An 18508-nucleotide genomic window follows, 5' to 3' on the forward strand; every position below is an offset into this window, starting at 1 on the left:
TCAGAACTCCATGAAAGTTTACTCATATATTTCATCTGCATTTTTATAACGAAGTTTTTCAGACTTAATTGCCTCTTGCTTTTTATCCCTATTCGCGTCTTCTTTTTCTCTCGTTTTCATTTTTTCATTATCCCTTACAAATTTCATATCCCAGTTTTCCATATAAACATCATTCCTCCTGCCCAATCAAAATTCCAACATATCTTATCCAGATGTATGTATTTTATTCCTTATCACATAATACATGTATGTGGATTATGAAACTTAATTAAAAGAGGTTTTTAATCATGGATATGGATTTGGTCTGGAAGGTAATATTAATATTTGCAATTGGGACATTATATTTGAGACTTAGTGGACGAAAAACAATTTCTCAAATGACGATGCCTGAAGCTATTATTATGATTGCTTTCGGAACAATGCTTATTCAACCTGTAACGAGTAAAAGTATATGGACTACTATTGTAGTCGGCGCTATTTTCATGTTGGCTCTCGTCATAACAGAATGGATCCAAGTAAAATCTGACCTGCTTGAAACGATTATCTCTGGGAAATCTGTACTTGTTATTGAAAAAGGTCAGCTAAATGAAAAAAACCTGAAAAGATTAAGATTAACGGTCGATAAATTAGAGGAACGGCTTCGGCAACTCGGAATCTCTTCAATGAATGACTTAGAAACAGTGACTGTTGAAGTGAATGGAAAATTAGGATACACGTTAAAGCCTGAAAAACATCCGGCTACGAAAGAAGACATTATCAATCTCATACAACTTATACAAACAGGTCGAATGAGCAGTTCAATTATTAACAATGATTCGGACACTAACATTTTTACGGAAATCACGAAAAATGATCCTAAAGAACCTCCTCCAAATTATTTGCAATAAGCAAAAAGAAAAAGTGAATGATCACTTCTTCTTTTTGCGTTAATCTAATAATCGATTATTCTCATCCACTGACATTAGTTTGGCAGATTGTAATCCGCCATCTGCCTCAACAACCCCTGCTCCTCTACATACACTGCAATTATATTGCCAGCCTTCATCATCAGATAGCATGCCTGTACCTTCGCAGGCCCTGCATGTCAATTCTCGATCAACCATATTACTGCCTCCACTCATTCAGCTATTTTTTGACGACTTTTAACCCAATTAATCATTCCGCCCGCCAACATTACGTCTACTTGTCTTTCTGATAAAGTATGTTTCACCATTATAATCTTGTCCCGCTCTTTTACATTTATTGCAAATTCATTTCCTTGTTTAATCGTGGTTCTGACGTTTTTAAGTTCCAAGGTATCACCTTGATTCAAGCTGTCATAGTCCGCAGGATTGATAAAAGTCAAAGGCAATACTCCAAAATTAACGAGATTTTGCCAGTGGATCCGCGCGAAATCTTTAGCAAGTGCTACCCTCAACCCTAAATATCTTGGGGCAAGTGCGGCATGTTCCCGACTTGATCCTTGGCCATAGTTATATCCTCCAACTACTGCATGACCACCGAACTCGACTGTCTCCCTTCCCCTTGTATAATACGTTCGATCAATAATTTCAAAAGCAAACTTACTGATTTCAGGAAGATTGCTCCTGAATGGCAAAACGCGTGCTCCGCCTGCTAAAATTTCATCTGTTGAAATATTATCTCCCATTTTTAAAAGTATCGGGATTTTCATATGATCATGGAGCTCATCCATGGAAGGAATGGAAGCAATATTTGGCCCTTTTATTAGCTGCACGTTCTTAGCTTCTTCATAAGGCAAAGGTGGTTCCAGTAAATTCACATCTACTGTAGGATTCCTCGGTTCCTGTACTTTTGGATAAGGGAAATCCATTGTTCGTGGATCTGTAATTTTCCCAGCAAGTGCGGAGACTGCTGCCGTTTCAGGACTACATAAAAAAACACTATCCTCCCTCGTCCCTGATCGTCCTGGGAAGTTTCGAGGCGTCGTCCGCAGGCTGTTTCGACCTGTAGCAGGTGCTTGTCCCATACCGATACAGCCATTACAACCCGCTTGATGTAATCTTGCTCCTGATTGGAGCATGCTTGCGATATGACTCTCCTTCACTAAATCGGTGAGCATTTGTCGAGAAGTCGGATTAATATCAAATGAAATCCCCCCGGCTATATGTTTTCCCTTTACAATTTCTGCGGCGATGGCGAAATCACGAAAACCTGGATTAGCTGAAGATCCAATATATGACTGGTAGATTGGAGTACCGGCAACCTCTTTGACCGATACGACATTGCCCGGACTTGAAGGTTTCGCGATGAGCGGCTCGAGCTCAGAAAGATTAATTTCCTCTGTTAAATCATATTTCGTCTCAGCATCAGCCACTAATTCAATCCAATCATCTTCTCGCCCTTGCTCTTTTAAAAATCGTTTAATTTCTTGATCAGAAGGGAAAACAGTACCGGTTGCCCCAAGCTCTGCACCCATATTGGCGATTACGTGGCGATCCATCGCACTTAATGTTTCAACGCCTTGACCGTAATATTCAATAACTTTTCCAACTCCACCTTTTACGTCGTACCTACGAAGGAGTTCCAAGATGACGTCTTTTGCACTTACCCAATCAGGAAGCGTCCCAGTAAGCTTGATTCCCCATACTTGAGGCATTTTCACATAAAAAGGTTCTCCTGCAATCGCTAAAGCTACATCAAGTCCACCAGCTCCCATCGCGAGCATGCCCATACATCCGTTTGCACAAGTATGGCTGTCAGATCCGAGCAATGTTTTACCGGGCTTAGCTAGACGCTGCATATGTACCGGGTGGCTCACTCCATTTCCGGGGCGGCTATAATACAGGCCAAATCGTCTCGTTGCACTTTGTAAAAACAGATGATCATCAGGGTTCTTGCTGTCAACTTGGATTAGATTATGATCGACGTATTGGGCAGATGCTTCTGTTTTAGCCCGTTCTAGTCCCATTGCCTCAAGCTCCAACATCACCATCGTCCCCGTCGCATCTTGGGTTAATGTTTGATCAATTTTTAAGCCAATTTCAGATCCCGGAATCATTTCCCCCGATAAAAGATGCGACTGAATTAATTTTTGCGTTATATTTAATGGCATTCAGCTACCTCCTAAGAAATACACTCATTTTTACAGTACTTCATAATAGGATTGTTCTTTCATAAGAAATGTATTCAATTAAAAAGCATTGTTCGACTAAGGAACAATGCTTCGTTTTTATACATGATTTTTGATCCACTTCCCAGTGAGCTGATAGACCTCATCTTTATTGATTTCATTTAACATTTCATGCCTGCCATCTTTAAAAAGGGTAAATTCAATGTTCAATAGACCCATTTCTTTATAATGCTTGATAACCTCTAATACTTTTTTGCCTCCGACAGGATCTTTATCACCACTAAAAAATAACATCGGCAATTCTTTCGGAATGGATTGATTTAGCTTTGGATCATGAATTTTTTCCAGTCCCTCAAAAAGATCATAGAAAAAACCCGAACTGCAAACGAACCCACAACGTGGATCATTCATATATTTTTCAACCTCATTAACGTCACGCGAAAGCCAATCAAAATCAGTTTTAGGGTTTTGTATACTTTTATTGAAAGAGCCAAAAGAAAGGCGATCAAGAAATGGGCTTGGGGTTTTATGGCCTTTTACACGACCCTCCCATTTTGCAACGATCTTTCCTAATTTTCCCGCTATCCCTGGGCTTCCGGCAGTTCCGGAAAGAATTACACCATGAACAGTGGAAGAATACTTTTGTATATATCTTCGAACTAAAAACGACCCCATACTATGGCCCATCAAAAAAACGGGGGTATGAGGGTACTCTTTTTGAATTGATTCGTTGAGATAATAAAGATCATCCACGACACGATCGAACCCATTTTTTTCAGCAAAAAAACCGAGCATGCCTGTCTTTTCTCCTGTTTCTCCGTGACCCCGATGGTCATTGCCAAAAACAAAGATACCATTCTGAACTAAGTATTCCGCAAATTCATCATACCTGTCTATATATTCTGCCATCCCGTGGGCTAGTTGTAGTATAGCAACTGGTTCAACATCCGCATCTATCCACTTTTTCACATAAATTTCAACTTCATCATCCATCTTGAACCAATCGATAGAAGTTTTCATTATGCTCCCCCTAACTCTCTATATTTACTATGGAAGGTTCACATCCATCACCTTCGCCATTATCTTTGGCAAATCCGTATTATTATGCAAGCCTCTAAATAATTCCGATCTTGGGCCAAATGCATACACAGGAATGTCTACGCCGGTATGCTGTGAAGTCGTCCAACCAATAAGTGCTCGTTCAGATACGATCTTATTAATAGCCTTTAACGGTTTATCAGCTTGTTCTATTGTCTTTACTTCTTCTTTTGTCAAATCAATTCCTGCATGTTTTTTCATTATTTCTTTTGCATTACTGCGATTTTTGTCCAATTGCATTTCCATATAACGACCAGAAGATTTTACCTTCCGAAGCACATCCAATTTTGCATCATACTTGTCATATGCTCCAACGGACATGCCGCCATTATCATGATCACCCGCTATAATAACGAGTGTATTTTTATCCTTTTTCGCAAAATCTACCGCAACTGACACCGCTTTTTCAAATGCTTCTATATCCTTCATCGCCCACGCGGCATCATTGTCATGCCCCGCCCAGTCAATTTGGCTGCCTTCCACCATTAAGAAAAATCCCGCTTCGTTTTGATTTAAAATTCTTAATGCAGCTTTCGTCATTTCTTCAAGACTTGGTTCTTTAGTTAAGTGGCGGTCCAGTTCAGGAACCATCCCTTCAATCGCGAAAAGCCCAAGTAATTTTTCCGGCATTTTCACATTGCTTAACTCTGTTTTATTCGTAACAATTTCATATCCTTTCTTTTTCCCTTTTTCCAATAATGATGTAAAATATGTTTTTCCTCCTCCAAGGAGGACATCCACCTCATTATCTAAATATTGCTTTGCTATTTCGGCCTCTTCTTTCCGGGAAGAAACATGGGCAGCGAAAGCAGCTGGAGTTGCATAAGTTATTGTTGAAGTCGCAACAAGTCCTGTCCCTTTACCAGACACTTTTGCAGCCTCCAATATTGTTTTAAGCTTTTTTCCATCTGGAGAAACACTAATCATCCCGTTATTCGTCTTGAATCCGGTCGCCATCGCCGTTGCGGCCGCAGCAGAATCCGTTACAGGTGAATTGGCGGAATATGTTCGATGCATCCCGACCAACATCGAATCCATGGCGAGTTCCTTTCCTTTATACAATCGATAATTAGTCGCATACGATGTTGAAAAGCCATCCGGGATCATAAAAATGATATTCTTTACTTCTGCATTGCTCTCAGCTTGGACTTGTAATGTAGGAATACTTATAAAAATAATAAGTAAGGCAATAAACCAATTATGTAAAAATCGTAGTTTCATTCATACACCCTCCTCTTTTATCAACATTTTATGTTTTGTATAGGAGGTTTTTTTATACAAAAAGCAGTAGACCAAACTGATCTACTGCACACTCACATTTAAATATGTTTTTAATGATTCGCCTTTTCCCACGAAGTACAATTCTTCTTTCCGATTCATTTCATCTGTTTGCGCCATCCATGGTTCCACACATATAAAACCCTGCTCTTGCTCCGTCCATAAATATACATATTTGAATTCTTCACCGTATTTCAGCGTAATATGTTTATCGATTTCAGGTAATGTAAAGGCAATTTCTTTTTTCTCGGCATCCAATAATACGAAGGATTCTATTTTACTAGTTAAATCGAGTCCATCTGATACATCTTTGATTTCAAAATCATTATCATCACGATAAGTTTTCGCATCCGTTTCATACTCAAGTTTTTTATTGGAAGTTATAAAATATGGGTGAAATCCCGCATAAATTGGCATTTCTTTATCAGATCGATTCACATACTCTTGCAAAATTTGCAGCTTGTTGTTCTTTAAAATATATGTATAAATAACTTCAAATTCAAATGGATACGCATTTTTAGTTGCCTCACTGCTTGTTAAACGCAATGTAATGGAAGCCTGACCCTCTGTATTAGTATCAATAACTTCCCACGGAAGATTTCTTGCGAACCCATGGTTTTTCATTTTGTACACAGTACCTTCCCACTCATACTCTCCGTCATGTAATTGACCTGATATCGGAAATAGAATTGGAATTCCACCACGGACATTTGCTTCTTCATCATAGAACGTTTTTTTATTTAAAAATAATGTTTCTACACCTTTTACTCCGAAAGATGTAATGATCCCGCCCCTTTCAGGAGCTACTTTCAACCAAGATCCAGTTTCTTTATCTTTTAAATGATAAATCGTATATTGTTCATCTTTTTCCTTCGCAATCTCGTACATTCTCAAACAACCTTTCTGATCATCATAAAGAAGTAAGGTATCTTTTCTTTTCGCGAAAATAAGCCCACTCTTTAAATCCTATTTCTTTTAATTTTGCTCTAACTAAGTCAAAATCATCCCCGACCCGTTCAGGATCATGAGCATCGGAGCCAAATGTAACTTTCACTTGATGATACAGCGCTCGTTCAAGAATTTCATCAGCTGGATACCAGCCGCCACAATCTTTTGTTTTTCCAGAGGTGTTAATTTCAATCGCGACATCATGTTCTGCTATTATTTTTAAAGTACGATCCACTACATCTGTTTCAATCGAAGAAAAGTCTGGATAAAATCCCTTCATCGCGTCTATATGGCCTAAAATTTGAAACACTCCACAACTTGCCGACTGTTGAATTAGTTCATAATACTCTTCCTTTGTACGAACTCGTTCTTTTTCTGTCAACCCTTCCCAACGAGACTTTTTGAAAATACTCACTCCGTTTACAAAATGAACGGACCCAATAATATAATCGAAAGGATACTGATCATAATATTTGCTATATAAGTCAATATATTCTGGAAAAAAATCAGATTCCACTCCTAGAAGGACATCGATTTTCCCTTTATATTCCTCTTTTAGCTGTAAAACTTCCTTCACATATTCAGGAAATGTACTTATCGCCATCGCAATTCCTGGATGGAGTTGGTCCTTTTCGCTCGCAAAATAAGGAGAGTGGTCGGAAATGCCGATCATATCCAGTCCCTTTTCGATAGCTGCTTCGATATAATCCCGTATATTGGCACGGGCATGCCCACAGCGATCATGATGGGTATGAAAATCAAATGTAAGATGGGAGTTCATATAATTCCTCCAATTCAAATAATTGTTTCTTCTATATTATCATACTGCAAATAAAAGCAAATTGCCGATTAAAAGCATTTAATTATTAATAATACTACCTTTCTCTGGAGCGCCTTTAAAAGAAAATCACATTAAACATATCAGAATAATTAATTGTTCGTAGTTGATTACTATATTACAATATATTCATATACATTTTTATATAGTTAACGGAGGAATACAATTTGGAAACGATAAAGATTTCATTACCAACCGCCTTTATGTTGGAAACACTAAGAGCGAATGGCGTTACGGGCGATCAAATACTCAAACAAATTAATAAAAACGATATAAGTCCTTGGAGAAAAATGGATGAAACCTTCGACTTTACAGAGCTAGTAAAACTAGCAAACACGAACGAAAAAGATTTTGAATCTATCATTAAAAATGGATACTCGATAAAGTTCATGACTATAAACGGGCTTAAAAACTTGTTGCGTCTAAAATTTAATAAGATTCAAGACCAAGACTATGTACAAAGCGAAAAAGGAATTTTGGATCTCGCTTTAAATGAACAGGAATTGGCGACGATGAAACAAATGCTTTCAAAAAATTGTACCATTCATGTTTATGAAAAAAAGATAAGAATTGATTTTTATTAAATGGATTAGGTTCCTGCCAAATTGTAGGGACCTTTCATTTTACTTTTACTAATTGGCAACGATAATGTCCTAATCGTTGATTAATAACAATTATAAATATTTTTTGAATCCCTTACTTACAGATCCGTTATATCCCGCCCAAAACTGGTAAGCCCTTTGACGCTTCGAACTACTTAAAAGCATAATCTTATGACAATCTTTCAATTTACAAAAATCCTCAACATATTGCATAAGCTTTTGTCCGATCTTCTTACTTCGATGTTTCTCATGGACAACTATATTCTCAACTATTCCATATGGTCCCATGCCATGTAAGGCCTGTAAACATATGTTTAGTGTGAGAGTCCCCAATATTTCTCCCTCTTTATCGTATACAAGCAAAAAATTATTACGGTCTCTTTTTTTTGGTACTAACATTCTGTAAAGTTCACATATTTGTTCTTTATCAGATATCTCAGCTTCCCGAATCATCCATAATTGACTCCTTTCTAGATTAATTATGCTGATTTCATATGGAGCATTTATATAAGAAGCATTAAGCTTTCCTATTTTTACACCTCATTATCTAACTGTTTGCCTGATTTCTTTAATAGCCTTTGCAATTTTTCCAATGCCCATATTAATATACTTTTCTTCTACTTGAGAAACACTTAAGCGTATCACGTTTTCTTTTTTATATTGCGGTAAATACATAATACTGGCATCTTGTACAAGGACATTTTCCTTCCCTAATTCTTCTACAAGCTTTTTCGACTTTACATGTGACGGAATCTCAACAGTAGAGTAAAACCCCGAATGGGAGCAAGAATACGTATTGTCAGGTAAATGCTCCGAAAAAGCTTCTTGCAACACCTTTCCTTTTTTATGATAAATCGTCCGCATCTTCTTAATATGAGCATCATACATTCCGCTTTTCATATAAATCTCCAGTGCGCCTTGTGTAAGTAATGGAGTATGCAAATCATCCGCATATTTTGCACGTAAAAAGGTCTCTATCATTGTTTCAGGAATGACGGTTATTCCTAGACGTAATCCTGGGAGGAGCACTTTCGAAAAGCTCTTTGTATAAATGACCCTGCCTGTAGGGTCAAATGCAAACATTGGATCTCGTTTTGAATTAATATCCAAGTCCCCCATATAATCGTCTTCCACAATATAAACATCGTATTTTTGAGATAATTCAACGATCTTCTTTTTTTCCGAATTTGTATAACTATATCCTGTTGGATTATGAAACCTTGAAACGATATAAAAAAATTTAATGTCCTTTTCTTTAAACAAATATTCCAATTGTTCAAGATCTATACCTTTATTTGTGACCTTGATTCCGTAAACAGTAGGGTTATGTACTTGAATGGACTCAATGAAAGCATGGTGCGTTGGCTGCTCGAGACAAATATTATTTTTCCCATTTGGAAATGGAAGCGAGACAAAAAGGTTTAACGCTTGTTGAGAACCAGTGACAACACATATTCTTTCAGCTGAAGTAAAGACTTGAAGATCTTGCAAATGCTTCGCTAACTGTTCCCTTAATGACTTCATTCCTTGAATTTCAGAATAGGAGAACATCTCTTCTTTATATATGTCAATCGCTTGATTCATACAATGTTGAAAATCACGAAATGGCATGATTTTTTTATCCGGCCCCGCTGAAAAAAAATCAATGATAATTGGTTTTATAGATTTCTTTTTACTAGGTTGATAACGATCTACAATATAATAGCCACTTTTAGGCACCGCATAAATAAGATGTTTCTTTTCCAACTGCTCATATGCTTTTATAACAGTATTCCGGCTGCATGAGAACTCATTAGATAACTGTCGAATGGAAGGCAATTTACTCCCAGGCTTTAAAATTCCTTTAGTTACTCGCTGATCGATCTCCTTCATAATTTCCTCATATATAGGCAATGTTGGACTCCTCCTCCACATCTGTACGGGTACAGTGTATAAAACCATTTCTTTAAAAATGACTTCCTCACAAGTATACTTTACATTGCTTCAAAGTTTTACAAAAAATCCAATAAATGCAAAATTTGAGGAGGACGAAGATGAGAGTTTTAAAGATTTTTGCTATTTTAGTAATGTTCTCACTAGCAGCGGTATTTTCTATGAATACTGTGACAAATGCCGCCCCGACGAACAGCAAAGAAAACAATTTAGAAAAAGTATTCAATGGAGTCAAAGGAACGACGATCATTAAAAATGTAAAAACAGGAAAAACATATGTTGTGAATGAAAAAAGAAGCAAGAAAAGATTTACTCCTGAATCTACTTTCAAAGTACCGAATGCCATCATTGGACTGACAATGAAAGCTGTAAAAGACGAATACGAAGTGAAAAGATGGGATGGTGTCGTCAGGGAATTTGAAGAGTGGAATACCGATCATTCATTAGCTTCTGCTATGAGGCAATCGGCAATCTGGTTTTATCAAGATATGGCAAGGGATATCGGAGTCAGACAGATGCAAAGCAATGTCGATAAAATGAACTATGGAAATCGGGATATTTCCGGAGGGATCGATACCTTTTGGTTAGATAGCAGCCTGAAAATTTCAGCCCGTGAGCAAGTAACTTTTATTGAAAAGCTCGTCAAAGAGAAATTGCCTTTTGATAAACAAGTATTGAAAACCGTGAAAAGAATGATGATTAACGATGATCAAGATGAGTATGTCATCCATGGAAAAACAGGCACGAGACTATCAGACCTAGGTTTAGGCTGGTACGTTGGATATATTGAAACTTCAAAGGACACATGGGTTTTTGCAACAAATGTGGAAGGCAGTGGGACGGTTGCAAAGAATATTACACGCGATTGTTTACAGGAACTGAAAATTATCCGTAATCGTTCCAAATAATGTTTGGAGGAATTGTATGCATTACAGTCGTTTTGTAAGGTATGCTGGAATTTGTATAGGGATCATCTTTATAGCAATAACGTTTTATAGTATGATTCTATTTTTACTATCGAATTCATTAGGAAATGCACTGAATTCGGGACACACTGAACAACTACCCATACAGAATATAATCGCATTAAGCTTCCCTATAATATTTGGAACCTTAGCAATTATATGTTCTGTTAAGAAAAGAATGAAAGTCACTCCATATTTTTTCGCAATTTGTTCGATTGTTTCTATTGGTTTTTTTGTCCGAAGCATTGGCGCTATTGGCATTGGACCAGAGTTTGGATTGTTTCTTTTAGTCATCTTATCTAGTCTCTTAACAATTCAAACTTGGAAGGAAAATAAACAAAATTAAAACATAAGGGCGTCTGAAGAAAGACGCCCTTATTCGCTATCCATTTTGTTGTAATACAGCACTTGTTGGATCTTGTCTTCCCTTTACTTTATCAATCTTATCAATAAACATCTGGAAAACTTTCTTTTTCTCCTCTAAGTCTCTAATTCCCTCTTTTAATTCTTTGAATCGTTCTTCGAAAGGAGAGTGATACAAATGGCGGATGTTTCGTATGATTTCTTCATTTACAGTGGATTGAATGACTTGTTTCGTGATGCTGAATTTATAAGAATATATTTGCAGCTCTCTTTTTGTATCCTCATATTCCTTATCAATTTCCACTAAAATGTCGCCTATTTCTTCTTTCCATTCTTCCAAGGATTTTTTCACATGAGCTTCCATCGTCAAACTCCTTTTTCATCAACGCTTTTTTCGCTAGACAAAATAGTCACTATATTACATTTTAGCGAATGATCTTTTCAATAAGATAACGATAGATTTACATGTTATCAACAATTGATGAAAAAGAAATTAAGTTACTATGCTAATTTCTGCCCACAATTAGAACAGTAGTTGCCGCCGCTCGTTTTTTGCCCACAGTTTGGACAGAAATTCGGTATTTTGTTTCCACTTGAATTATTTCCTTGAGAAGATTGATTCTGATTTTGATTCACGTTTTTCATCATTTCATTGGCGACATTCATGCCCATCATCATGCCTGCCATATCTGCAGCAGCACCGCCGCCTTTTACTTTTCCAGATGCGATCCCATCAGTCATCTCAACTTGTTGATATTTTTGAATATCGCCAATCATCCCGTGGGAAGCTGTTTTTGTAATCATCTCTTGAATTTTCTCAGGATAATTGAAGCTCATAATATTGAATCCCTTAATCGTCATTCCACTATCAATGAGTTGCATATCGAGATCTTCCTGAATTCCTTTTGCTATTTCAAAAGAATTTGCTTGAAGATTGAACATGTCCTTTCCTTCTCTACTGATCCACTTCATCAATAGTTGATCGAGAATCGAAACAATCCTAATTTTGATGTCTTCAACGAGATAACTATTTTTCACCCCGGCAATTTTATCAATTAAAGCTACATAATCATTCACTTTAAAATTAAACGTTCCATTAGCGCGGATTGGCATACCTCCAGGAAGCATCGGCGTTGGAATGTTAATAGCGTTTTTCGTACCCCATTTAACAGTAAATTCCTTCGTGTTCACGAATAAAACTTCCACGCGCATGCCACTGTTGAAACCAAATTTAAATCCTTTTAATGTCGATAAAAAAGGAATGATTTGCGATTCAATATTATAATCCCCTTCATCCGTGAAAATCCCTTCGATCTTTCCATTATTAATAAAAATGGCATCTTGTCCCGGACGAATAATCAGTCTACTGCCTTTTTTAATTTCCCGGTTGCTCCATTTCCAGAAAATCATATCATCTCTGAATTCTTCCCATTCAACAACATTTGCAAATTGGTTTTTAAATAATGACATGCATCACCAAATCCTTTCCATATATTTTTTAAAATTTCCCCCGACTGCTGCTATAGGAGTGGCCGCCGCCTGTAAATCCTCCGCCACTTCCGCCGCCCCCACTGCTATTATTATTCGATGGTTTTCTTCTTTTTGTAGTCGTAGTTCTAATATAAACATCACTTCTATCCAATACCCTAGATTTATTCTGATCTTCATACGTACTACTATTTATCGTAATTCTGCCACCTGAATTGTAAGCCATTATTCCAACTATTATTCCCGCTAATCCAAGTGAACAAATGATTTGAAACCATATATTGAAAAATATATTATCCGGATCCACGCCAGGGCGAAATCCCATATATTTATAAGAAGTTTTAATAAAAGTTTCAAATGCATGTTCATAGTTTCCGCTCGATAAATCTGGAGTGATCTTACCACGTATCGAATCTAAACGATTACTGTCTAAATATTTTTCAGCTTTTTTAAATCCTGCTAGAACAATATCCCGCTCTTCCATATCAATTGCAAGAATGACGGTATTCCCATGTGGTTGATCATAGCCGGGAGCTTTTTCATCATAAAAATCTCCCATATACTTTTCGATGTCTATTCCATCAGCATCTTTTTTCGTCAATATAATAAAATCCGTATTTCTCTTCGCCCCATATTCATTGGCCAACGCCTCAAGCCTTTGAATTTGATCGCCATTTAATAGTCCAGCATTGTCATAGATTTTCTGTTCTGCTGCATGAGCATTTGTGGAAAATGGCAATAAAACGAATAGGAAGGCGAATATTAAAAAGTACTTTTTCACCATAAACCACCACCTAAAGAAAGGGAAATGAGTTTTAGTGCAATAAAGGTTGAGCCCGCAATTCCGCCAAACCACATTCCTACTTTCGCTATGCTAATTGGAGGTTTTCCAACTACCTTCCCTGTTTGGCCATTCATCGCAAAAGTGTGTTCCGCTTTATCATAGTCATAATAGACCATCCATACAGGAAATAGCGTATAAATACTCTTTATTTTTTTAGTATCTATTTGTTTATTTTTATATGAGACCGTCGAATAACCAGAAATCGTAGAACTAATATATGAGTCTATAAATCTTTGTATTTTTGACTTTACCCTCGGCAATAATTCCTTATCATCGTAATTGTACTTTTCGGCTATGTATCCAGCTAAATAAGGGGTTTTAAAATCTTTTAAATCAGTATAATGATAAGGCTCTAGTTTATCCATCATTCCATCAACCATTTTTTCCGATGCATCGACGGGAACTTTTACGTAATCAAGATTAATATCACGATAAACATCGAAATATTGTGTTTCTGTGTAAATATAATCTCCCCGAGTATACGTACGAACCTTTGTCCCCGTAGCATTTACCTTTACCTTGCTGTTTAAATCATACATCCAAAAAGGAACATACATACCGGTAATATTCTTTATTCGATCCGCATTCATAAATCCTTTTGGAGTAAGACGTCCATTTTTACACCAAGCCTTAAAAGCATTAATCGCTTCTTCCTTACTAATTTTAAAGGGAATTACTTTTCCAGGTGCCAAAATGCCAGAGAGCCGATCCGCAAGCACAACAGCTGCACCGCAAAAACTACAAGAAGTGGCTGTTGTATCAGCATCAGTGATGATGACTGCGCCACAGTTTTTACAATGGTATTCTTTCGCCTCATCGTCTGAAAATGTGGACTTGATAAAATCCTCATCGAAGTTTTCAATATTTTCCGTTCTTCCACAACTATGACATAAAAGCGTCCCCGTCTCGCTATCAAACGTCATATCATCTCCGCAGTTCGGACATTTGTACTGCAGAATCATATTTTTTCACCTCTTTCATCTACGAAAGCTGTAGCCTAAGCTACAGCTTTCGTTTAAGGACTATCATTTTATTCTTTATTTTTTAATGTTGCTTTTAGTGCTGCCAACTCATCCTCAACGCCTGTATCACCACTATCATATTTTGCGGCTAAGTCCTTTATGTCATCTTTAGGACTTGTATTTAATTCAGCCATAGCAGTTGCTTCATCGAGGGCTTTATTTACTTTTTCCTCCATTCTTTCAAATGCAGAAATCGAGTGACCTGCACCTGCTACAGAAGATCCAATTTTATTTAATCTTTCTTGAGTTTTGGCAACAGCCATTTTACCTTTAAGCATGGACCTGCGCGACTCGAGTTCTCCGATATCTTCTACAAGCTTATCGTGCATTTGCCTCATTTTAAAGGCATTATTAGCTGCCAAATTATAAGCTTCCTGTAATTCAGATTGTTTGGAAACCAATTGTGCTTTTCTTTCTAAAAACTTTCTAGCATCCTCGTCATTTCCAGCTTCTACTGCTTTTATGGCATAATTTTGCATTTTCTCAACATCTGCTTTACACTCATCGAGTGCCCTTTTCGACCTTTGTTCCTCCGCCATCACCGAAGCGGTTTCTGCTTTTACTTTTCCTAAATCACTGCTGAGGTTCCGCATGTATTGATCAATCATTTTCTCCGGATTTTCAGCCTTGTCTAATAATGCATTAATATTACTCGCCATAATGTCTTTAAATCTAGATAAAATTCCCATAATGCCCTCCTCGAATATTTTGACTTTAATCTATATACCCCTTCTACTCGAAAAAAGTTTCATTTTTTTATAAAAAGTTAACCAAGCAGTTTTAAGCCTACAGCACCTGAAATGATGCAAATGAGAAAAAGAATTCGCTTCCAGCCAGCGGATTCATTGAAAAATAATATTCCCATGATGACGGCACCTGCTGCCCCTAAGCCAGTCCAAACTGCGTACGCAGTCCCTAGTGGAATATCTCTCATTGCTAAAGACAGAAAAACAAAACCAAGTCCGAATGTCGTAATGATAAGAAAAAGTCTGCCAATTGATTTTCTTTGTAGAAAAAGATTGATGCTCATGACCCCGAAGATTTCTCCGAAGCTGGCAATAACTAAATAAATCCATGCCATCCTACTGTTCACCTACTTTTTTTGAAGGTGAATCCTCTGTTGTCATTTTAATTCCAATAACCCCGATAATAATTAATCCTATGAAAAGAAACTGGTAAATGGAAAATTCAGCATGAAAGAAAATAATATCTACTAGAACAATTAAAGCCGCACCTGATCCAGTAAAAACAGCGTAAACCGTTCCAGCGGGCAATTTTCCACAAGCCTTAATGATAAAAAAGAAACTACATACAATCATGACAATAGTGCCGATCCATTCTAAGGTCGTCGTTGAATACCTGAGGCCAACAACCCAAAAAACTTCTACGATTGTAGCAAAGAGAACATACATCCAACTCAATTAAACGATTCCTCCAATAAATGAATTGGCTTTATTTTAACATATTCCAAGGTACTATGTTTTTTATGAGGCTCAAAGCCTTCCCTTATGAAAGAAAGAGGGGTGAACATGGAATTTTGTAGTAATCGTTTTAGATTTTAAGACAAAGATTATTAAAATCACTTATTGGAAAGCTAACGATGCCCTTACTGTGATTGGCTACCTTCAACTCATTTTTTCTAATCACTTAGAGCACCAATAACGCGATTGATTCCCTTCACCTCATTCCTTCTGAACACTTAGGGCACCAATAACACGATTGATTACCTTCAACTCATTTTTGCTGACCACTTAAGGCACTAATAACGCGATTGGTTACCTTCACCACACTTTTTCTGATCACTTAGGGCATCAATATTGCAATTTAAGTCTAGATGATATTCGATTCGAGATGAATTTCTCTTAAGCTTCCTGTTTCCATCCAAATTCAAATGGATTCGAATGAAAGCTGAAGATTATTCGCTCTATACAAGTAACCTAATCCATGGCCAAAACTTCTCCTATTCACAAAAACACCGCTACTATAATCGGGGTAAGCACTGATGTAAAAATAGCGCTCAATACCATGGCTACCGTGCTAGCTGCCCCTTCCCTTAAATCACTTTCCATAGATCGTGCTGTGCCGATTGCGTGGGAAGCACTGCCCATTCCAAGTCCTCTAGCAAGATGATGGTCGATCCCGACCCATCTAAATAAGGAATGGCCCATGACGGCCCCTCCTATTCCTGCCACCATCACAAGTACGGCTGCTAAAGTTGGAGAGCCTCCAATGCTAGCTGCAACGTCCATAGCAATCGGCGAAGTTACGGATTTTGGTAAAAGTGAAAGCAAAAGAAGGCGATCCAAACCCATCCATTTTCCAAACAGCAGTCCACTCGCCACTCCTAAAAAAGATCCGAGCAAAGTGCCAATTAATATAGGAAAAGTATAATCTACCAGTATTTTTCTATGTTGATAAAGTGGGTAAGCCAATGCCACAACGGCTGGTCCAAGAAACGCTTCAATCCATCTTCCACCAATAAAATACGTTTCATATGGGATACGTAATATCAATAAACCAATTACAAGAATAATAGTAGAAGTTAAAACGGGTAGTGTGAAAGGATGGGGGAATTTTTGATTCAGCTTTCTAGCGGTAAAAAACACAATTAACGTAGCCGAAATGGCGAGCAATCCTATTAAACTATCATTCATTTTCATACCGCCTTTTTCGAAGCAATTGCTGACTCAGAATCCCTGTACTGACCATCACTAAAGCGGTGCTAAACAATATAATCAAAATTAAAAGAATTCCTTGTACATTAAATAATTGTGGAAAACTAATAATTCCTACGGTTACGGGAAGAAAAAGCAAAGGCAAATATTTAATGAGCAGGACGGATCCTTTTTCGATCCATTCCTGCTTAAAAAAACCTGTCGAGAGCAACAAATATAAAATGAGCATGCCTATAATACTTCCGGGAATGAAGAGATTCAACGTCTTTTGAATCCAGCTTCCAAGCAAAAAGATAAAATATAGAAGCGCAATCTGTAAAATCGTTTTTACTATCTTCACTGTCAACTCTCCAATTGCGGTTCTTTATTTGTTACACCGAGCACATCCAGTAAGAAAACAAACACTGGAATTCCGATAATAAGTCCCCAGACACCAAAGAAGTTTTGGGAAAAAATCAAAACGATAAATGTGTAAAATACGGGTAAATCCGTCTTAGAGGACATTAATTTCGGATTTAAAATATACGCTTCTATAGCGTGAATAATCATAATGGCCACAACAACGTAAAATACTTTTATAAATCCTCCAATTGTATAGGCAATCAGACAAAGCGGAACTAACGATATGATGACGCCAGCTACCGGAATGAGGCCTAAGAAGAAGATCATAATGCCCAAACCAAATATTTGCGGAAAGCCTAAAATCATCAAAGAAATAACTGTTAATGCACAATTCACAATGGCAATAATAAATTGCGCTTCAATGACTTTACCAAACGTACGTGAAAACTTTTGTGCAAAAAATTCAATTTCATAATAAAATGGAGCAATTTTACTTTCTTTAAATTTAGCTGTAAATTCTTTTAATCGAGGTTTTTCCAGCAAGAAAAACAAACTCAAAAGCAACGCAATCAACACTTGAATACTTGTTTTACTAATATCGGTAAATGATTTTACTAAAAATGTAAAACCATTTTCTAAATAGGCTGTTATTTGATTATTTGAAATAAATGATTCAATATAATTAATTACGACATTATCATGTGGACCCTCTGCATAAAATGCCGTTATCCTTCTCACCAACTGGCTAATTTCCATCGTAATAATTGGTAAATATTTCACAAGGCCCCACGTTAATAACCCGACAATAAGCGTATAGAGCAATACAGCAAGTATTTTTCGGTTAATTGGAATACGCTTTGCCGTAAATTCCACTAGTCGGTCCATTAAAAATGCAAAGATGAATGTAAGTAAAATTAAATTAATCATACTCCTCACAAAATACAAGATTAATACGATTAATCCGAAAATGATGAATCGTTTAACACCTTTTTTTTGAAAGAACTCTGCAATGTTCATCCGTT

The 18508-nt window shown here is 37.0% G+C and carries 23 protein-coding genes; 4 read left to right on the forward strand and 19 right to left on the reverse strand.

Annotated features, from left to right (window positions below; translation table 11 throughout):
- Positions 1-18: 18 nt before the first annotated feature.
- Positions 19-162 carry a hypothetical protein gene (locus KHA96_RS20275; RefSeq protein ID WP_213131165.1) on the reverse strand — a complete coding sequence of 48 codons (144 nt, stop codon included), beginning with the start codon at positions 160-162 and terminating at the stop codon, positions 19-21.
- Positions 163-287: 125 nt separating this feature from the next.
- On the opposite strand from KHA96_RS20275, the gene KHA96_RS20280 reads away from it, so the two are divergent.
- Positions 288-887, forward strand: a complete 600-nt coding sequence (locus KHA96_RS20280) for a DUF421 domain-containing protein (RefSeq protein WP_213131166.1) — start codon at positions 288-290, stop codon at positions 885-887.
- Between the two features lie 39 nt (positions 888-926).
- Here the strand turns inward: KHA96_RS20280 and KHA96_RS20285 are convergent, their stop codons facing one another.
- From KHA96_RS20285 to KHA96_RS20310, 6 genes are all read right to left on the reverse strand, one after another.
- A complete protein-coding gene (locus KHA96_RS20285; protein ID WP_213131167.1) occupies positions 927-1103 on the reverse strand; it encodes a hypothetical protein in 177 nt (58 codons plus the stop codon).
- Positions 1104-1117: 14 nt separating this feature from the next.
- Positions 1118-3073, reverse strand: a complete 1956-nt coding sequence (locus KHA96_RS20290; RefSeq protein ID WP_213131168.1) for an aconitate hydratase — start codon at positions 3071-3073, stop codon at positions 1118-1120.
- Between the two features lie 117 nt (positions 3074-3190).
- Positions 3191-4111, reverse strand: coding sequence for an alpha/beta hydrolase (locus tag KHA96_RS20295; RefSeq protein WP_213131169.1), 921 nt, complete (start codon positions 4109-4111; stop codon positions 3191-3193).
- A 27-nt stretch (positions 4112-4138) separates the two neighbouring features.
- Positions 4139-5410, reverse strand: coding sequence for an alkaline phosphatase (locus tag KHA96_RS20300; RefSeq protein ID WP_213131170.1), 1272 nt, complete (start codon positions 5408-5410; stop codon positions 4139-4141).
- 81 nt (positions 5411-5491) lie between these two features.
- Entirely contained in the window at positions 5492-6355 is an 864-nt protein-coding gene (locus KHA96_RS20305; protein ID WP_249315818.1) for an aldose epimerase family protein, read from the reverse strand.
- Between the two features lie 22 nt (positions 6356-6377).
- Entirely contained in the window at positions 6378-7196 is an 819-nt protein-coding gene (locus KHA96_RS20310; RefSeq protein WP_213131172.1) for a histidinol-phosphatase, read from the reverse strand.
- Between the two features lie 224 nt (positions 7197-7420).
- Here KHA96_RS20310 and KHA96_RS20315 point away from each other — a divergent pair, with 224 nt between their 5' ends.
- Positions 7421-7837 (forward strand): hypothetical protein, encoded by a 417-nt coding sequence (locus KHA96_RS20315; RefSeq protein WP_213131173.1) that lies wholly within the window; start codon positions 7421-7423, stop codon positions 7835-7837.
- A gap of 90 nt (positions 7838-7927) precedes the next feature.
- Here KHA96_RS20315 and KHA96_RS20320 read toward each other — a convergent pair whose 3' ends face one another.
- Positions 7928-8308, reverse strand: coding sequence for a GNAT family N-acetyltransferase (locus tag KHA96_RS20320; RefSeq protein WP_213131174.1), 381 nt, complete (start codon positions 8306-8308; stop codon positions 7928-7930).
- A gap of 90 nt (positions 8309-8398) precedes the next feature.
- On the reverse strand, positions 8399-9727 hold the full coding sequence (locus tag KHA96_RS20325) for an aminotransferase-like domain-containing protein (protein WP_249315828.1): 1329 nt from the start codon (positions 9725-9727) through the stop codon (positions 8399-8401).
- A gap of 161 nt (positions 9728-9888) precedes the next feature.
- Here KHA96_RS20325 and blaOXA point away from each other — a divergent pair, with 161 nt between their 5' ends.
- Positions 9889-10695, forward strand: coding sequence for a class D beta-lactamase (blaOXA, locus tag KHA96_RS20330; RefSeq protein ID WP_213131176.1), 807 nt, complete (start codon positions 9889-9891; stop codon positions 10693-10695).
- Positions 10696-10711: 16 nt separating this feature from the next.
- Positions 10712-11098 carry a hypothetical protein gene (locus tag KHA96_RS20335; RefSeq protein ID WP_213131177.1) on the forward strand — a complete coding sequence of 129 codons (387 nt, stop codon included), beginning with the start codon at positions 10712-10714 and terminating at the stop codon, positions 11096-11098.
- 36 nt (positions 11099-11134) lie between these two features.
- Here KHA96_RS20335 and KHA96_RS20340 read toward each other — a convergent pair whose 3' ends face one another.
- The 10 genes from KHA96_RS20340 to KHA96_RS20385 all read right to left on the reverse strand — a co-directional run bounded on the left by KHA96_RS20340 (position 11135) and on the right by KHA96_RS20385 (position 18503).
- Positions 11135-11479, reverse strand: coding sequence for a hypothetical protein (locus tag KHA96_RS20340; RefSeq protein WP_213131178.1), 345 nt, complete (start codon positions 11477-11479; stop codon positions 11135-11137).
- A gap of 137 nt (positions 11480-11616) precedes the next feature.
- On the reverse strand, positions 11617-12585 hold the full coding sequence (locus KHA96_RS20345; RefSeq protein WP_213131179.1) for an SPFH domain-containing protein: 969 nt from the start codon (positions 12583-12585) through the stop codon (positions 11617-11619).
- A gap of 28 nt (positions 12586-12613) precedes the next feature.
- Complete coding sequence (locus KHA96_RS20350; RefSeq protein ID WP_213131180.1) at positions 12614-13387, reverse strand: TPM domain-containing protein; 774 nt, start codon at positions 13385-13387, stop codon at positions 12614-12616.
- A complete protein-coding gene (locus KHA96_RS20355) occupies positions 13381-14409 on the reverse strand; it encodes a TFIIB-type zinc ribbon-containing protein (protein ID WP_213131181.1) in 1029 nt (342 codons plus the stop codon). Before KHA96_RS20355 ends, KHA96_RS20350 begins: the two co-directional genes overlap by 7 nt.
- A 68-nt stretch (positions 14410-14477) precedes the next feature.
- Positions 14478-15158 (reverse strand): PspA/IM30 family protein, encoded by a 681-nt coding sequence (locus tag KHA96_RS20360; RefSeq protein ID WP_213131182.1) that lies wholly within the window; start codon positions 15156-15158, stop codon positions 14478-14480.
- Positions 15159-15235: 77 nt separating this feature from the next.
- Positions 15236-15550: a DMT family transporter gene (locus KHA96_RS20365; RefSeq protein ID WP_213131183.1), complete on the reverse strand. Its 315-nt coding sequence runs from the start codon at positions 15548-15550 to the stop codon at positions 15236-15238.
- Position 15551: 1 nt separating this feature from the next.
- Entirely contained in the window at positions 15552-15890 is a 339-nt protein-coding gene (locus KHA96_RS20370; RefSeq protein ID WP_213131184.1) for a DMT family transporter, read from the reverse strand.
- 543 nt (positions 15891-16433) lie between these two features.
- Complete coding sequence (locus KHA96_RS20375) at positions 16434-17123, reverse strand: LrgB family protein (RefSeq protein WP_213131185.1); 690 nt, start codon at positions 17121-17123, stop codon at positions 16434-16436.
- Entirely contained in the window at positions 17116-17484 is a 369-nt protein-coding gene (locus KHA96_RS20380) for a CidA/LrgA family protein (protein ID WP_349305817.1), read from the reverse strand. Before KHA96_RS20380 ends, KHA96_RS20375 begins: the two co-directional genes overlap by 8 nt.
- Positions 17485-17486: 2 nt before the next feature.
- Entirely contained in the window at positions 17487-18503 is a 1017-nt protein-coding gene (locus tag KHA96_RS20385; RefSeq protein ID WP_213131186.1) for an AI-2E family transporter, read from the reverse strand.
- Between the last annotated feature and the right edge of the window lie 5 nt (positions 18504-18508).

It is taken from the genome of Bacillus sp. FJAT-49711, assembly GCF_018343715.1.
Taxonomy (GTDB): Bacteria; Bacillota; Bacilli; order Bacillales; family Bacillaceae_C; genus Lederbergia.

Coding starts and splice junctions, on each gene's coding strand:
- KHA96_RS20345 (WP_213131179.1), bottom strand. CDS start 12,585: ATGTCATTATTTAAAAACCAATTTGCAAATGTTGTTGAATGGGAAGAA.
- KHA96_RS20275 (WP_213131165.1), bottom strand. CDS start 162: ATGGAAAACTGGGATATGAAATTTGTAAGGGATAATGAAAAAATGAAA.
- blaOXA (WP_213131176.1), top strand. CDS start 9,889: ATGAGAGTTTTAAAGATTTTTGCTATTTTAGTAATGTTCTCACTAGCA.
- KHA96_RS20320 (WP_213131174.1), bottom strand. CDS start 8,308: ATGATTCGGGAAGCTGAGATATCTGATAAAGAACAAATATGTGAACTT.
- KHA96_RS20295 (WP_213131169.1), bottom strand. CDS start 4,111: ATGAAAACTTCTATCGATTGGTTCAAGATGGATGATGAAGTTGAAATT.
- KHA96_RS20360 (WP_213131182.1), bottom strand. CDS start 15,158: ATGGGAATTTTATCTAGATTTAAAGACATTATGGCGAGTAATATTAAT.
- KHA96_RS20335 (WP_213131177.1), top strand. CDS start 10,712: ATGCATTACAGTCGTTTTGTAAGGTATGCTGGAATTTGTATAGGGATC.
- KHA96_RS20305 (WP_249315818.1), bottom strand. CDS start 6,355: ATGTACGAGATTGCGAAGGAAAAAGATGAACAATATACGATTTATCAT.
- KHA96_RS20375 (WP_213131185.1), bottom strand. CDS start 17,123: ATGAATGATAGTTTAATAGGATTGCTCGCCATTTCGGCTACGTTAATT.
- KHA96_RS20340 (WP_213131178.1), bottom strand. CDS start 11,479: ATGGAAGCTCATGTGAAAAAATCCTTGGAAGAATGGAAAGAAGAAATA.
- KHA96_RS20350 (WP_213131180.1), bottom strand. CDS start 13,387: ATGGTGAAAAAGTACTTTTTAATATTCGCCTTCCTATTCGTTTTATTG.
- KHA96_RS20310 (WP_213131172.1), bottom strand. CDS start 7,196: ATGAACTCCCATCTTACATTTGATTTTCATACCCATCATGATCGCTGT.
- KHA96_RS20280 (WP_213131166.1), top strand. CDS start 288: ATGGATATGGATTTGGTCTGGAAGGTAATATTAATATTTGCAATTGGG.
- KHA96_RS20385 (WP_213131186.1), bottom strand. CDS start 18,503: ATGAACATTGCAGAGTTCTTTCAAAAAAAAGGTGTTAAACGATTCATC.
- KHA96_RS20300 (WP_213131170.1), bottom strand. CDS start 5,410: ATGAAACTACGATTTTTACATAATTGGTTTATTGCCTTACTTATTATT.
- KHA96_RS20365 (WP_213131183.1), bottom strand. CDS start 15,550: ATGGCATGGATTTATTTAGTTATTGCCAGCTTCGGAGAAATCTTCGGG.
- KHA96_RS20355 (WP_213131181.1), bottom strand. CDS start 14,409: ATGATTCTGCAGTACAAATGTCCGAACTGCGGAGATGATATGACGTTT.
- KHA96_RS20325 (WP_249315828.1), bottom strand. CDS start 9,727: ATGAAGGAGATCGATCAGCGAGTAACTAAAGGAATTTTAAAGCCTGGG.
- KHA96_RS20285 (WP_213131167.1), bottom strand. CDS start 1,103: ATGGTTGATCGAGAATTGACATGCAGGGCCTGCGAAGGTACAGGCATG.
- KHA96_RS20290 (WP_213131168.1), bottom strand. CDS start 3,073: ATGCCATTAAATATAACGCAAAAATTAATTCAGTCGCATCTTTTATCG.